Source organism: Streptomyces sp. NPDC048182 (genome assembly GCF_043202555.1).
In the GTDB taxonomy this organism is placed as follows: domain Bacteria; phylum Actinomycetota; class Actinomycetes; order Streptomycetales; family Streptomycetaceae; genus Streptomyces.
Genome location: NZ_JBIDAQ010000013.1, coordinates 127,320 through 141,931, shown reverse-complemented (window position 1 = coordinate 141,931; position 14,612 = coordinate 127,320). Strand labels below are relative to the sequence as shown.

Genomic DNA, 14,612 nt, shown 5'->3' with positions numbered 1-14,612 from the left:
AGGCCGGTGCGGTGAACGCGGGCTTCCGGGGCGGGCCGGTGGCGGGTCAGGTGTCGGTGACGGTGATCGCGTGGACGGGGCAGGCTCGGGCGGCCTCCCTGACCAGCGGGGTTCCGGTGCCGTCGGGGCGGTCCGGGAGCAGTGCGCTGAAGCCGTCGTCGTCCTGGGTGAAGACGCCGGGGGCGACCAGGGCGCACTGGCCCGCGCCGATGCAGGTGCCGGTGTCGATGTCGATGTGCATGGCCGCGGGCTCCTACCAGGTCACGGGCAGCTCGAGCATGCCCTGGACGGTGTCGCCCGGCTTGAACGGGACGTCCTCGGCCGGCACCGCGAGGCGCAGTCCGGGGAGGCGGGCGAACAGGGTGTGCAGGGCGATCTCCAGCTCGGCGCGGGCGAGGTTCTGCCCCAGGCACTGGTGGATGCCGAAGCCGAAGGCGACGTGGTGCCGGGCCGGGCGGTGCCAGTCCAGGTCGTCGGGGTCGGGGTAGACGTCCGCGTCGCGGTTGATGACCGAGGTGGAGAAGATCACCGCGTCGCCGGCGCGGATGGTCGCGCCGTCGGTGTCGATCTCCTCCGTGGCGTGGCGCAGCAGGCCGTCGGCGATCGACAGCATGCGCAGCAGTTCCTCCACCGCCCCGGGGAGCAGGGCCGGGTCGGCGCACAGCTCGGCCAGCCGCTCGGGATGGCTCAGGAGCGTGAAGGTGCCCAGGGAGATCATGTTGGCGGTGGTCTCGTGCCCGGCGACCAGCAGGATGGTCGCGAAGGCGATGACGTCGTCGCGGGTCATCGAGCCGTCGCGCAGCCGGCCGTGGACCAGTTCGTCGAGCACGCCGTCACCCGGCCGCGGGGCCGCCGCCTTGGCGTCGATCAGGTCGCCGAAGTAGCCGTCGAGGCGGTCGCGGGCGTCCCGGACGTCCTCCACGCCTGGTCCGCGCAGCAGCCTGCGGGACTGGCCCTCGAAGAACTCGTGGTCGGCGTAGGGCACGCCGAGCAGGGCGCAGATCACGGTGGAGGGCACGGGGAGGGCGAAGGCGCTCACCAGCTCGGCGGGCGGCCCCTGCGCGATCATCGCGTCGATGTGTTCGTCCACGATGCGCTGGATGCTCGGGCGCAGCTCGGCGGCTCTGCGCAGGGTGAAGCGGGGCACCATCAGGCGGCGCTGGTCGCGGTGCAGGGGGTCGTCGACGCCGAGCAGCGCGAGCCTCCGGTTGCGCGCGGCGGCCAGCCGGGGCGTGGTGGCCGGGAATGCCGGGTGGTTCCGGTCGGTCGACAGCCGCTGGTCGACCAGGAGCCGGCGGGCGAGGGCGTGGCCGGTGATCAGCCAGGCCCGGCGGCCGTCGTAGAGGGTGACGCGGGTCAGCGGCCGGTCCTCGCGCAGCGGTTCGTAGCCCTGCGGCGGGTGGTAGGGGCAGGTCCGGTCCTGGGGGAAGACGACGGGTTCCGTTTCCGTCATGGAAGACCTCGCAGACGATGGGATGCGCCGTACCCCTTTAGTAGATGCCCCAGGCATCTATCTGGCGACATGGTCTTCGGCCACATCCGGCGGAGGAGGGCCGAGCGCGGTCGTCAGCTCCGTGCGGTTGCGGACGTCCAGCTTGCGGTAGATGCGGCTGAGCGTGGCCTCCACCGTCTTCGGGGAGACGTACATCCGCTGCGCGGCCTCCTTGTTGGTGGCCCCGGCGCGGACCAGCGCGACGAGGCGGAGTTCGTTCTCGGTCAGCTCGCCCGCCTCGCCACCCGGGCCGGCGGGGCGTCCGGTGAGGTGGGCCAGGTGGCTGTCGGTGAGGGCGGTCCACGGGCGGGCCTGGGCGGTGACGAAGGCGGCTCGGGCGGCCTCCCAGGCGGTGCGGGCGGCGCCGGCCCGCCGGCGGCGGCGCTCGATCCGGCCGCGGGCCAGCAGGGTCCGGCCCTCCTCCACGCCGCGGCCGAGGGCGGCCGGCATGCCCGCGGCCTCGTCCAGCAGCGCGACGGCCCGGTCCGTGTCGCCCTCCCGGTCCACGCACAGCGCCCGGGCCCTGGTGAGGGCGGCGCGCAGGGCCGGGTGGGCGGTGCCGTCGCCCAGGCGGCCGTGGACCTCGTCGAGGAGCGCGTGCGCCCGCGCGGCCCGGCCGGTCGCGGCGAACGCCTCGGCCGCGTCGGCCTGCCAGCGCAGCACGCGGGGGTCGGCCGCGCCGTGGCGCGCCTCCAGCGCGGCGACCTCGGACAGGGCCGCCGCCGCGACCTCGGTGCGGCCGGCGTGCAGGTGCACGGCGCCCAGGATCCACAGGTTCCGCGTGACGTGCAGGACGTCGTTCTCCTCGCGCGAGACCCGCAGCCCCTGGTCGGCGTGGCGCAGCGCGCGGGCGAAGGTGCCGCCGTGGCTCTGCGCGAGGGCGGCGGTGTAGTGGGCCGGGCCGGGTGACAGCTCGGCCGAGGCGGTGAGCGCGAGGGCGTCGGCCGCCCAGTCCACGGCGCGTCCGCAGGAGCCGAGTCCGGCGTCGACCTCGGCGAGGCTGCGCCACAGGTCGACCAGGTCCTCCGCCTCGCCGGACGCGCGCGCCGCGGGCAGCAGGTCCAGGAGGACGCGGCGGGCCTCGGCGAGGTGTCCGTCGAAGACGAGGTGGCGGGCGGTGACGTACTCGGCGCTGTTGCGGATGCCGACCCGGGACGGCGGGACGGCGAGCGACAGGGCGGCGGCCAGGGTGGCCGCGGCCTCGCTCCCGTGTCCCAGCACCCGGGCCATGCGGGCGGTCATGGTCAGGGCCGCCGCACGCAGCGTGGTGTCGCCGCCCCTGCGGGCCAGTGCCGCCGCGTCGTCCGCGTGGCGCAGGGCGCGGGCCGGGTCGCCGTCCGCGACGTTGGCGCGGACGGCGGCTCGCAGTTCGACGGCGCCCCGCAGGACGGGATCGCCGCCGGCGGCGGTGCGGGCGGCGGCGAGCAGGGCTTCGGCGTCGGAGAGGTCCTGGCCCTGGGCGTCGAAGACGGCGAGGAGGCTGTGCACGCGCTGCGCGTCGGTGCCCCGGTCCCGGACGATCAGGGCCGCGGCATGCCGCGCGAGGTCCACGCGGCCCGCGGCGGCGGCGTCCAGGGCGGCTCGGGCGAGGTGGCCGAGGCGGTCCCCGGGCCGGTCGGCGGGGGTGAGGCGGGCGGCCAGCAGCGTCAGTTCGGCGGCGAGCCGGCGCTCACCGGCCGACCGGGCGGTGGCGGCGGCCCGGGCGGTGTCCTCGGCCGCGGCGGGGTCGGTGCCGGCCCGGGCCAGCGCCCGGTGGCGGACGCGCTGCACGGGGTCGCGGACGGCGAGCGCGAACGCGGCGTGCGCGCGGCGGCGTTCACCGGCCGTCGCGGTGCGGGCGGCGGCCAGGGCGAGGGCGCGGGCGGTGAAGCGGACGGGGAGGGACAGGTGCTCCCCGTCCGCTTCACCGCCCGGCCGCGCCGGGGTCAGGACGCCGGCGCGGACCGCCCGGTCGAGGTGGTCCTCGGCCTCGGCGTGACCGGCCTGCCGCAGCAGGTCGGCGTCCGGGTGGTGGGCCAGGGCGGCGGCGCGCAGGGTGGCGCGGACAGGGGCGGGGAGCGTGTCCAGCCAGCCGGCCGCCGACTCGACGACCTGGTGCGGGAGTTCGGGCAGGTGACGGGGGTCGTCGGCGGGGTGGTCCGCGGTGGCGGCGGCGCGCAGGGCTCGGCAGCAGGTGTCCAGCAGGGCGCGGTGGCCGCCGCAGTAGCGGTGCACGGACGCGGTCCAGCGCAGGGGCAGTTCCGAGCGGGCGAGGAGCGCCGTGGTCTCGTGCGGGTCGGCGGGCGGCACGGGCAGTACCGCCGGGTGTCCGCCCAGCAGGCGCGCCGCCGCGGCGGGGTGCGCGGCCGTGCGCTCGGCGGCCACCAGGGCCAGCCGGTCCGCGGGCAGGGTGCGCGCGCAGTGGGCCAGGACGTCGGCGGTGGCGGGATCCACCCACTGCGCGTCGTCGACCAGGAGCAGCACCGGGGCGCCATGCGCCAGCAGGCGGGCGACGGCTGCCCGGCGGACGGCCGGGGGGTCGGTGCCCGGAGCGAGGGCGGGGGTCGGGGCGGGCGCTGGAACGGGGCCGGGCGGGGTCGCGGCGCCGGGGTCGAGGACGGGGCTGGGCGGGGTCACGGCGCCGGGGCCGGGGGCGCACGCGACGCCAGGGGTGGGTGCGGCGCCGGGCGGGGACGCGGCGCCTGGCGGGGATACGGTGCCGGGCGGGAGAGCGGCGGCGAGTGCGGAGAGGGGGCCGGGCCGGGACGCGGCGCCGGGGGCCGAGAACGTACCGGGCGCGAGGGCGGTGGAGGATGCGGCCGGTGCGGGACGGGCAAGGCCCGACGCGGGGTCGGGTCTCGTGCCCGGCCCGCCCCCGGCGACCCCGTCGGGCGCGAGGTCGAGGAGCTGGGCGAGGGTCGCGTACGGCAGGTGCTGGTCGCCGTCCTGGGCGCACAGCCTCAGGCAGCTGAGGCCGGAGGCCCGGGCGAGGTCGTCCAGCAGCGTCGTCTTGCCCGAGCCCCACGGCCCGTGCACGGCCAGCCTGCCGTGCCGGGCGAGGAGTTCGCGGGCCTCGTGGACCAGGGCCGGCCAGGTGGACGCGTCCTCGGGGGCCGGCGCGGTGAGCAGGGTCATGGCGTCACCGCCGTGCCGGTGTCCGTTCACACCGCGCACCGTAGGCGGCGCGGGGGCGCGCGCCAAGGGCGCGGGGCGGGAGCCGCGCCGCCGCAAGGGATCTCCCGGATGCCGGCGGGTCGCACGGCGGGGCGTGGCAAGGACCCGGCGTCCCTCGGATCGCGGTGCGAGGGATCCGCCGGATACCGCCGGGGTGCCGGGGACGGAGACGCTGTCGCCTTCCCGAGGGCCGTCCCCCACCCGGCGCGTCCGGGCCCGGTCGCCTCGGGAGGCGGGCGGATCCGCCGGTGACGTCCGTCGCCACTCCCCCGCCCTCGCCGAAGGAGCCCGGCCCATGCCCCCTGTGCTGCCCCGAGCGATCGCCACCGGCCTGGTGGCCGCGGCCACCGTCGCCACGCTGGCCCCCACCTCCGCCCGAGCCTCCTCACCGTCCGCGCCGCCACGGCCCCCGGCGCCCGCCGTACCGGCCGACGTGCGGGCGGCGATGGCGCGCGACCTCGGTCTCACCGCGGAGGCGGTCAGTGCCCGCATCGCGGACGAGCGGGCGGCGGAACGCGCCGCCACCGCCGTACGCGCCGCCCTCGGCGACCGGGTCACCGCGCTGTGGTTCGACGCCGCCGACGGGCACCTGCACGCCGCGGTGCGCGGTGCGGCCGACGCCGCCGCGGCCGAGCGGTCCGGGGCCGTCGTCCACCGGGCCCGGCTCAGCAGGTCGGGCCTCGACACCGTGCTGGCCTCCGTCGGCCGCCAGGTGCGCGGTGTGCCCGGCGTGGTGTCCTGGGGCCCGGTCGCCTCGGGTGACCGGATCGAGGTCGCCGTCGACCCGGCGCGCGCCACCGCCGCGACGGCCGCCCTGCGCGACCGCCTCGCCGCCCGGCACGGCGACGACGTGCGGGTCGTGGAGACGCACGGCGCCCCCGTGCAGCAGGGCGGCGACGTGATCGGCGGTGAGAAGTGGGTCCCCGGCACCGAGAGTCCGTGCTCGATAGGCTTCCCCGTCACGCGCTCCGGCGGCGCCTCGGCCTTCCTGACGGCCGGTCACTGCACCAACGACGCCGACCAGCCCGCCTACGGCAAGGACGGCAGCCGACTGGGCACGTCGAACCGCCGCGGCACCGGCAGCGTCAACGCCGCCGAGGGCGACTTCGGCATCGTGGAGGTCGACCAGTCCGGATGGCGGGTGGCACCGACGGTGGCCGGCTGGGGGCAGGGCGACGTGACGGTGACCGGGTCGGCCGAGGCCCTGGTCGGGACCGCCGTCTGCCACTCCGGGCAGACCAGCGGGTTCCACTGCGGCCAGGTGACCAAGGTCGACCAGACCGTGGACTACGGCAACGTGGTGATCGGCGGCCTGTCCTACACCAGCGCCTGCTCGGCGGGCGGGGACTCCGGGGGCAGTTACGTCACCGCCTCGGGCGGCAAGGCGGTGGGGCTGCACTCCGGCGGGGGCAGCGCCACCTGCTCCGGCGGCAGCGGTGAGAAGTTCACCATCTTCCAGCCCGTCGGGGAGGCCCTCGCGAAGTTCGGTGTCTCCCTGGTGACGTCGGCACCGCAGCCGGGCCAGGTGAGCGTCGCCGCCGTGTCCGACCGGACCTCCGCCACCGGCACCGCCGTCGAGCTGCGCAACAGCGCGGAGGGCGGCACCGCCCCGTACACCTGGTCGGCGAGCCGGCTGCCGGCCGGGCTGTCCATCGCCCGGTCCACCGGCACCGTGACCGGCACCCCGACGACGCCCGGCACCTCGACGGTGACCGTCACCGCGACCGACGCCGCAGGAAAGACCGGCTCCACCTCGTTCACCTGGACGGTGACCGCCCCCGGCACCGGCGCCCCCACCCTGGCGAACCCGGGCGGTCAGAGCCTCCGCGTGGGCACCCCGTTCACTCTCGCCCTGCGCGCCACGGGCGGCACCGCCCCCTACGCCTTCACCGGGGCCGGCCTGCCCGCCGGACTGACCGTCAACCGCACCACCGGCGTGGTCAGCGGCACCCCGACCACCTGGGGGATGAGCAACGCGACCCTCACGGTCACGGACGCCGCCGGCCGCAAATCCTCCGTCGGCGTCACCTTCACCGTCTGGTTCTGACAGGACCCGTCCCTCAGGCGTCGAGGTGCCGCAGCCCGTCCTTCCAGCGGCGCCTTCGCTCGGCGTCACTCTGCTCCCACCACGGCGGGGCGCCCCGCTCCCCCAGCGCGACCTTCGCCGCGTGCACGCGGTCGCGGGCGGCGCGCTCCGCCGCCTCGTCACCGGCCCGCTTCGCCGCTCCGACGGCGGAGCGGGCCGCCATCAGGTGGGAGCGGAGCCGGGCGGCGGCGTCCTCGGGCACCGCCGGGTCCGTGGCCCGCCAGCGGCGGCCGCGGATGACGACGTGGTGACCGTCGGGGGTGTGCTCGGGTTCCTGGCGCTGTGTCACGAGCCATGCCTACCCGTTCCGGACGACGAGCGGACCGGGGCCGGCAAGTGGACGCCGGCCCCGGTCCCGGGGAGGTGGTGCGGGTCAGCCCACGTTCAGCGTGACGTCGTCGACCACGAAGGACGTCTGGAGCGACTGGTCCTCGACGCCGGTGAAGGCCAGGGTCACCGTCTGGCCGGCGAAGCGGCCGAGGTCGAGGGTCTTCTGGACGTAGCCCGGCGTGCTGTCGGTGTTCGACAGGGTGGCCAGGGTCTGGCCGCCGGCCTTCACGGTGAAGGTGTCATAGGCGGTGTTCTCCGTCTCGTCGGTGTCGATGTGCAGCCAGTAGGAGAGCCGGGCCGAGGTGCAGCCCGCCGGGATGGTGACGGTCTGGGCGGCGCTGTCGGTGTGCGTGGCGCCCCAGCCGTTCAGCCAGGCCATGTAGGAGCCGCCGTGCGGGGCCTCGCCGGCCTGGTTGGTGATGACGCCGCTGCTGGCGGTCCAGGTGGCGGTGCCGTTCTCGAAGCCGCCGTTGACGACGAGCTGCGCCGGGGTGCAGGTGCCGCCGCCCCCGCCGACGGTCAGCGTGTAGGTGGTGCTGTGGCTGACGTTCCCGGCCGCGGTGATCGTCAGGGTGTGGGTGCCCGCCGCGGTGGCGCTCCCGACCTGCACGGACAGGGTGGCCGAGTCGCCGGTGCGCACCGAGGTCGGGTTCAGGGTGGCGGTGACGCCGGTGGGGGCGCCGGTGACGGAGAGGCCGACCGTCTGGGCGGCGCCGCTGACGGTCGCGGTGTTCACCGTCGCCGTGGTGGAACCGCCGGGCTGGGCGCTGCCCGTGGCCGGGCTGACGGCGACGGAGAAGTCCTGCGCCGGGGTGTCGCTGCCGACCGCCTGCTTCCACAGGGCGTAGGCGACGCCGTCGGCGCTGCGGTCCAGGACCGTGGCGCTGATGTTGCTCGCGGTGTCGCAGGAGCTGTGGTAGCAGGAGTCGTAGGCGGCGTTGGCCGTGCCGCCCCACTTCGTGGCCTGCGCCGAGGTCTTGCGGGCGCTGGCACCTGCGGCGTAGCCGGAGGTGGCGATGCCGGCCTGCTGGAAGGAGTAGTCGTCGCTGCGGCCCTGGCCCTCGGTGTTCTCCTCGGGTGCCAGGTTCAGGGCGGTCCAGTAGGCCTTCAGGGGCGCGGCGGCGGTGGAGTTGACGTTGTTGATGAAGTAGCCGCCGTTGGGCGAGCCGACCATGTCGAAGTTGTAGTACGCCTTGATGGCCGAGCGCTGGGCGGTGGTCAGCCGTCCGACGTAGAACTTGGAGCCGTTGAGGCCCTGTTCCTCGTCGGTCCACCAGGCGAAGCGGACGTGCTTGGTCATGGTGGGGTTCTTCTGCGCCAGGACCAGCGCGTTCTCCAGCAGGGTGGCAGAGCCGGAGCCGTTGTCGTTGATGCCGGGGCCGGCCGCGACGCTGTCCAGGTGGGCGCCGAACATGACCGTCTGGTCCTCGGGGCCGCCCGGCCAGTCGGCGATCAGGTTGTTCGACGGGTAGGTGCAGCTGGTGCAGTTCTGCTCGGTGACCGTGTAACCGGCCGCCTGGAGCTTGGACTTCACATATGCCACGGACTGGGTGTAGCCGGCGCTGCCGGCCCGGCGGTTGCCGCCGTTCTGAGTGGCGAGGGTGTTCAACTGGGTGAGGTGCGCCCGGACGTTGGCGACGTCGATGTTCGGCGGGTCGGTGCCCGGCTGCGTGTTGCCGACGTTGAGGTTGTAGTCGACGGTGTGCGCGAGGCTCGCGCCCTGGCCCTTGACGGTGACGGTGGCCGCGCCGGGTGTCGCGTTCGCCGAGGCGCTGAGCGTCAGGGTGGCGGACTGGCCGGACTGCACGGTGGCCGGCGAGAAGGCGGCGGTGACGCCGGCGGGCAGCCCGGAGGCGCTCAGGGTGATCTGCCGGGCCTGGCCGGTGGTGGTGCTGGTGGCGACGGTGGTGGTGACCGAGCCGCCCTGCTGGACGGTGCCGGAGGCCGGGTTCAGGGCCAGCGAGAAGTCGTTCTGGCCGGAGGGCGTGCAGGTGGGGTCGGCGGTCTGGGCGGGCACGCTGATCGCGTCCCAGGCGGCCTTGGTGCGGGTGAACAGGGCGCAGGTGGCGTCCAGGGACTTCGCGGAGCTGAGCGTGGCCGTGCGGTACTTCTTGTACGACATGCTGCTGGTCTTCAGCAGCATCCCCCCGTAGAAGACCTTGCCGGCGTTCTGGATGCCCACGCCGGTCAGCGTGGAGCCGTTGCAGGTGCTGCTGTTCGGCTTGCCGCCGCCGGGGCTGGTGCCCTCGGCGAGCAGGTAGAACCAGTGGTTGAGCGGGCCGGCCGCCGCGTGCACCTCGGTGTTCGGTATGGAGGAGCTGTAGCAGGCGGGGTCGTTGTTGACGGCCGGCGGGTTGTACATGTTGCGGATCGGGCCGCGGCCCTGGAGGTCGATCATCTCGCCGACGGTGTAGTCGGGGACGTCGTACGGGGAGGGCTCGTTGGTGTACGCCTCGGTGAGCGCGCCGAAGATGTCGCCGGTGCCCTCGCCGAGTCCGGCCTCCTGGCCGCTGGTGCCGCCCGGGGTGTTGGTGTCCACGGCGTGCCCGTACTCGTGGGCGACGACGTCGATGCCGGCGATCCACTCGTTGCGGCTGTTGTGCCCGATGGTGACCGAGCTGCCGTCCCAGTAGGCGTTGAGGTCGCTCAGGCCGACCTTGCCGGGGAAGCTGCGACCGTTGCCGCTGACCCCGTTGCGGCCCAGCCAGTTCTTCAGCATGTCCCACTGCTTCTGCGCGGCGAACATCAGGTCCGCGCAGCCGGTCTCCTTGGAGGTGGGGTTGCCGGTGCCCCAGGAGTCGGAGGACTTGGAGAAGACCTGGTTGCTGCTGTAGTCGGCGCAGCTCAGGCCGGGGCGGTTCGGGTCGCGCAGGGAGTATGTCGAGCCCGAGGCGGTGGTGTCGATGGTGAGCGGGGCGGGGCCGTTCCACTTGCTGTTGGCGGTGCCCGCGACCACCTCGTCGTCGGTGGCGAGGACCTTGCCGGTGCGGGCGTCGACGAAGACGTGCAGCTTGCTGGGGGCGTGGGCCGTGCGCCCGGCCAGGACGGTCTCCCAGGCGAGGGCCTGCCGCCCGGCGGTGATCTTCACGACCAGGCGGCTGTCCACGACCTTGTCGACGTGGGCGAGGCGGCCCCGGGAGACGGTCTCGGCGCGCTTGGCGGTGACGGCCGGTTCGGTGGCGACGTCCACCGGTTTCGAGGTCGCGGACTGCACGGCCCGCACGTCGCCGTCGCCGTCGGCGAGCACCACCGCGTCACCGCCGACGACGGGGAGGCCGCGGTAGCTGCGCTCGTAGGCGACGGAGTAGAGGTTCTTCAGCCAGGGGGTGACCTGGCGGCGCTCGTACTGCTCCTGCGGGGCGTTGACCAGGGTGTCGAGGCCGCTGCCCACGGCTCGGTCGGCCGCCGCGACGGCCCGGGCGGCCGGGTCGTCGGCGACGGCCGCGGATCTGGTCTGGGGTGCGGCTGCCGCGGCCGACTGCGCGACGACGGCGCCGGCGAGGCCGGACGTCAGCGCCAGCGCCGCCGCGACGGCCGTGAGTCTGGTGGGGTGCACGGATGGACTCCGTTCGGTGGGGAGCACGCGTGGGGAGAGCGGCGGACCTGCCGTCCGCCTGGGCGGACGGGGCGGGTGCGCCGGGGTGGACAGGTCGTGTCCGCCGCCGAGTATGGGCGTGAACATGACGGCCGGACCCATCCCGGCCGGCCATAAGACGCGCGTTATGGTGCGCCCGGCGGAGGCTGCGTACGCTGCCGCAATGCAGCTGGAACTGCGACACCTCCAGGCGATACGGCGGATCGCCGAGGCGGGCAGCCTCGGCACCGCCGCCCGCCGGCTCGGCGTCTCCCAGCCGGCCCTCTCCGCTCAGCTGCGCCGCATCGAACGAGCGGTCGGAGGTGAGCTGTTCGTCCGTGGCCCGCGCGGTGTGGAGCCCACTCAGCTGGGCGAGTTCGTGCTGGCCCGGGCCCGGCGGGTGCTCAGCGAGATGGACACCCTCGGCGCCGAGGCGCGCGGCTTCGCGCCGGGCGGGCCGCTGCGGCTCGGCTGCATCCTGCTGATCCTGGTCGACGACCTGCTCGACCGGACCGACACCGTCATGGCCGGCCACGAACTCACCGTCGACGTGGGCGTCTCGGTCACCGCGCTGGTCCGCGGGCTGGCCGCCGGGCAGTACGACGCCGTCCTGTACGGCGAGGTCAACGACCACCGCGTCGCGCTGCCCGACAACGCCGAGACCCGCACGGTCGTCCCCAGGGAGCCGTTCTGCGTCCGGCTGTCGGCCGCCCACCCGCTCGCCGCGCGCGAGGCGATCGATCTGCGGGACCTCGCCGGCGAGCAGTGGCTCAACCTGGTGGAGGACGACGACGGCGGGCCCGAGGCCCTCACCGAGGCGTGCGCCCGCGCCGGGTTCACGCCGCAGCTGCGCTACCGGATCACCGACCGCAAGCTCGCGCACGAACTGGTCGCCGCGGGCCGCGCGGTGGCGCTGACCCAGCCGACGGCCGGCGTCACGGCGGGCACGGTGCTGCGCCCGCTGGGCGGCGACCCGCTCACCGGGCGGGTCCGGCTCGCCTGGAACCGGGCCGGCGTCAGCTCGGGGCAGGCCGCCCTGCTGCGCCGGGCGGCCACCCTCGCCTACCTGGCCCGAGCGGACACCAACCCCTTCCTGCGCCGCTGGTGGGACGCGCACCCGGGGCTGCGCCCGGTGGCGGAATGAGTGCGCGCCGGTGTCCGGGACGGTGTGCGCGGGGGTAGTGATCGAGGGTCACACACGACCACGTCGGCCCCCTTCGCCCCGCGGAGCGCTCATGTCCCCCTCCCCCACCGAGACCTTCCCGGCACTCTGCGGCCACAGCCACCTCTTCCCGGGCGCCCGCTGCCGCCTCCAGAACCTCCGCGATCCGGGTGCCTTCGCGGCGGCGCCGTGGCCGGTGGAGGTGGATCTGCGGTTCTCCGACGGGGTCGTGGTCGACGCGGTGCTGGCCTCGGCGGGACCGGGTGACGACGCCCCCGCCGTTCTCACCGTGCCCGCGTACTCCACAGCGGCCGGCACGGCGATCGACGGGCGCACGTGGCTCGTACGGGAGGCGGTCCGCGTCGGGAGCGAGGTCGAGCTGACGATGGGCGGACTCTCCTCCCGGCCAGCAACTTAGGGTAGCCTTACCCGCATGGCGAACGACCGTCGGCTGACGCCGTCGCACCCCCGGATGTTCCGCGCCCGCGTCCTGCGTACGGAGCGGGTGTCGCCCTTCATGCACCGGGTGACCGTCGGCGGGCCGGACCTCGCCGGGTTCCCCTGGCTGGGTTACGACCACTGGTTCCGCCTCTTCCTGCAACTACCCCATCAACGGCGGCTGCGGCTGCCGGAGTTCAGCGGGACCCGGTGGTACCAGCCCTACCTGGCGATCCCCGAGGACGAGCGCCCGCACTGCGCCAACTACTCGGTGGCCGGCTTCCGGGCCGAGGCGGCGGAGATGGACATCGACTTCGTCGTGCACCTCGGGCCCACCGGCGAGGTCGAGGGCAGGGCGGCCGTCTGGGCCTGCGCCGCCCGGCCCGGCGACGCGCTCGCCGTGCTCGACCAGGGGATCCTTTTCGACTGCCCGCCGGACGCCTCCGAGGTCGTCATCGCGGCCGACGAGACCGGCCTGCCGGCCACCGCGGGCATCCTGCGCTCGCTGCCGCGCACCGCGGTGGGGCGCGTCGTCCAGGAGGTCCCCAGCGCGGCCGACCGGCGTCCGCTGGACGCCCCGGCGGGGGTACGGGTCTCCTGGGTCGTGCGCGCGGACCCGCGCTCCGTGCCCGGCGCCGCCGCGCTGGCGGAGCTGCGCCGGATCACCTCGGCCGACCCGGCCGGGTACGCCTTCGTGGTCGGCGAGTCGAACCTGGCCACCGAGGGGCGCCGGCACCTGCGACGGCTCGGGCTGCCGAAGGAGCGCATCACCTTCTCGGGCTTCTGGCGGCACGAGGCGGCGACGGCGGGGACGGCGGCGGCCTGACGTCGCGCGGGCGGCACTCCTACGGCTTCACGCGGGCGGCACCCCCACGGCTTCACACCGAACTCCGACCGTCCGCCCACCCGGACGCAACGGGCGCCGGGCATCGTGTCCCGGTATGGGACGGACACTCGACACCAGAGCGCATGTGACGCGGTTGCTCCAGCGCGCGGGCTTCGACGCGGATCCGGGCGCGGTGGACGAGGCGGAGCGGGCGGGCTTCGAGGCGACGCTCGACCGGGTGCTGGAGTCCGCCACGGACAAGGGCGCCGGCGCCACTCCCCCGCCCGAGCTGGGGCCCTTGCCGCCGCGGAACAGCAAGGCCAAGGAGGGCAAGGCCAAGAAGGGCGGCCGGGCCGAAGGGCAGCAGGACGAGGCGTCGCCCGCGCCCACCCCCACCCCCAGCGCGTCCGGGAAGCCGGAGAAGGACCCCGTACGCATGGCCTACCGCCAGGCGCTCAAGGAGCAGCGTGAGCGCCTGGCCGACTGGTGGCTGGACCGCATGGTGGCCGCCGAGCGGCCGTGGGCCGAGAAGCGGACCCTGCTGTGGCACAACCACTGGGCCACCTCCATCCAGAAGGTGAAGTCCGGCGCGGCGATGCTCCAGCAGAACGAGACGCTGCGCCGCCTCGGCGGCGGCGACTTCCGCACCCTGGCGCGCGCCATGGTGGTGGACCCCGCGCTGATGGTCTGGCTGGACGCCGACGGCAGCAGCGCGAAGGCCCCGAACGAGAACCTGGGCCGGGAGCTGATGGAGCTGTTCGTGCTCGGCGTGGGCAACTACACCGAGAGCGACGTGCGCCAGGCGGCCGCCGCACTGACCGGCTGGACCCTCGACCGGCACGAGCAGCCCTGGAAGCCGCGCTTCCGGCCGCGCCGCCACGCCCAGGGGCCGCAGACGGTGGTGGGCGCGAAGGCCGACTTCACGGCCGCCACCCTGGTGGACCACCTGGTGAGCCTCCCCGCCTCGCACGCCCATGTGGCGGGCCGCATGTGGGGCGCGCTGGTCAGCCACGAGAACGCGCCCTCGAAGGAGGCGCTGGCCCGCCTCACCTCCGCGTACGGACCGAAGCGCGACAGCACCGCCCTGTTCCGGGCGATGTTCCGCGAGGCGGCCTTCGCGGACGCCGACAACGTGCTGGTCAAGCAGCCGGTCGAGTACGTGGTGGGCAGCCTGCGCGCCCTCGGCGTCCGCCCCGCGAAGCTGGACGAGAAGGCCCGGCGGCAGCTGCTGGGCCGCACCCTCGCCGGGCTCGGCCAGGTGCCGTTCGCGCCGGACAGCGTGGGCGGCTGGCCGGCCGGCGCCGCCTGGCTGACCACCTCCGCCGCCCAGGTACGCCTCCAGTTCGCCCAGCAGCTGGTGCGCAAGGCCGACCTCGGCGACGTCGAGGACGCCTCCGCGGCGGAACGCCCCGACCTGCTGGCCCGCAAGCTCGGCGTCGGCGCCTGGGGCGACGCCACCCGCGGCGTGCTCCGCGACGCCGCGAAGGACCCGCGCGCCGTGACGAGCGCCGCGCTGATCGCCCCCGAACACCTCGTACTGCGCTGAAGGAG

The 14,612-nt window shown here is 75.4% G+C and carries 10 protein-coding genes; 5 read left to right on the top strand and 5 right to left on the bottom strand.

Features of this window, described 5'->3' with window-relative positions; translation table 11 throughout:
* Window positions 1-46 precede the first annotated feature (46 nt).
* Genes ACGFZL_RS24305 through ACGFZL_RS24295 form a run of 3 tightly spaced genes read right to left on the bottom strand, consistent with a single transcriptional unit; the run spans window position 47 to window position 4,636 of the window.
* Window positions 47-241 (bottom strand): ferredoxin, encoded by a 195-nt coding sequence (locus tag ACGFZL_RS24305; RefSeq protein WP_355171725.1) that lies wholly within the window; start codon window positions 239-241, stop codon window positions 47-49.
* Between the two features lie 12 nt (window positions 242-253).
* Window positions 254-1,453: a cytochrome P450 gene (locus ACGFZL_RS24300; RefSeq protein ID WP_393694661.1), complete on the bottom strand. Its 1,200-nt coding sequence runs from the start codon at window positions 1,451-1,453 to the stop codon at window positions 254-256.
* A gap of 57 nt (window positions 1,454-1,510) precedes the next feature.
* Window positions 1,511-4,636, bottom strand: coding sequence for an AAA family ATPase (locus ACGFZL_RS24295; protein ID WP_393694659.1), 3,126 nt, complete (start codon window positions 4,634-4,636; stop codon window positions 1,511-1,513).
* A gap of 304 nt (window positions 4,637-4,940) precedes the next feature.
* Between ACGFZL_RS24295 and ACGFZL_RS24290 the strand changes: the two genes are divergently transcribed.
* Complete coding sequence (locus tag ACGFZL_RS24290; protein WP_393694657.1) at window positions 4,941-6,692, top strand: putative Ig domain-containing protein; 1,752 nt, start codon at window positions 4,941-4,943, stop codon at window positions 6,690-6,692.
* 13 nt (window positions 6,693-6,705) lie between these two features.
* On the opposite strand, the gene ACGFZL_RS24285 is transcribed toward ACGFZL_RS24290, so the two are convergent.
* Both ACGFZL_RS24285 and ACGFZL_RS24280 read right to left on the bottom strand, forming a co-directional pair.
* Window positions 6,706-7,020, bottom strand: coding sequence for a hypothetical protein (locus tag ACGFZL_RS24285; protein ID WP_393694655.1), 315 nt, complete (start codon window positions 7,018-7,020; stop codon window positions 6,706-6,708).
* An 84-nt stretch (window positions 7,021-7,104) separates the two neighbouring features.
* Window positions 7,105-10,743 carry a M28 family peptidase gene (locus tag ACGFZL_RS24280; RefSeq protein ID WP_393694653.1) on the bottom strand — a complete coding sequence of 1,213 codons (3,639 nt, stop codon included), beginning with the start codon at window positions 10,741-10,743 and terminating at the stop codon, window positions 7,105-7,107.
* Between the two features lie 76 nt (window positions 10,744-10,819).
* Here ACGFZL_RS24280 and ACGFZL_RS24275 point away from each other — a divergent pair, with 76 nt between their 5' ends.
* From ACGFZL_RS24275 to ACGFZL_RS24260, 4 genes are all read left to right on the top strand, one after another.
* Window positions 10,820-11,779 carry a LysR family transcriptional regulator gene (locus ACGFZL_RS24275; RefSeq protein ID WP_393694651.1) on the top strand — a complete coding sequence of 320 codons (960 nt, stop codon included), beginning with the start codon at window positions 10,820-10,822 and terminating at the stop codon, window positions 11,777-11,779.
* A 91-nt stretch (window positions 11,780-11,870) separates the two neighbouring features.
* Window positions 11,871-12,215 (top strand): hypothetical protein, encoded by a 345-nt coding sequence (locus tag ACGFZL_RS24270; protein ID WP_393694649.1) that lies wholly within the window; start codon window positions 11,871-11,873, stop codon window positions 12,213-12,215.
* Between the two features lie 15 nt (window positions 12,216-12,230).
* Entirely contained in the window at window positions 12,231-13,061 is an 831-nt protein-coding gene (locus ACGFZL_RS24265; protein WP_355171737.1) for a siderophore-interacting protein, read from the top strand.
* Window positions 13,062-13,176: 115 nt separating this feature from the next.
* Window positions 13,177-14,607, top strand: a complete 1,431-nt coding sequence (locus ACGFZL_RS24260) for a DUF1800 family protein (RefSeq protein ID WP_393694647.1) — start codon at window positions 13,177-13,179, stop codon at window positions 14,605-14,607.
* Window positions 14,608-14,612: the final 5 nt, after the last annotated feature.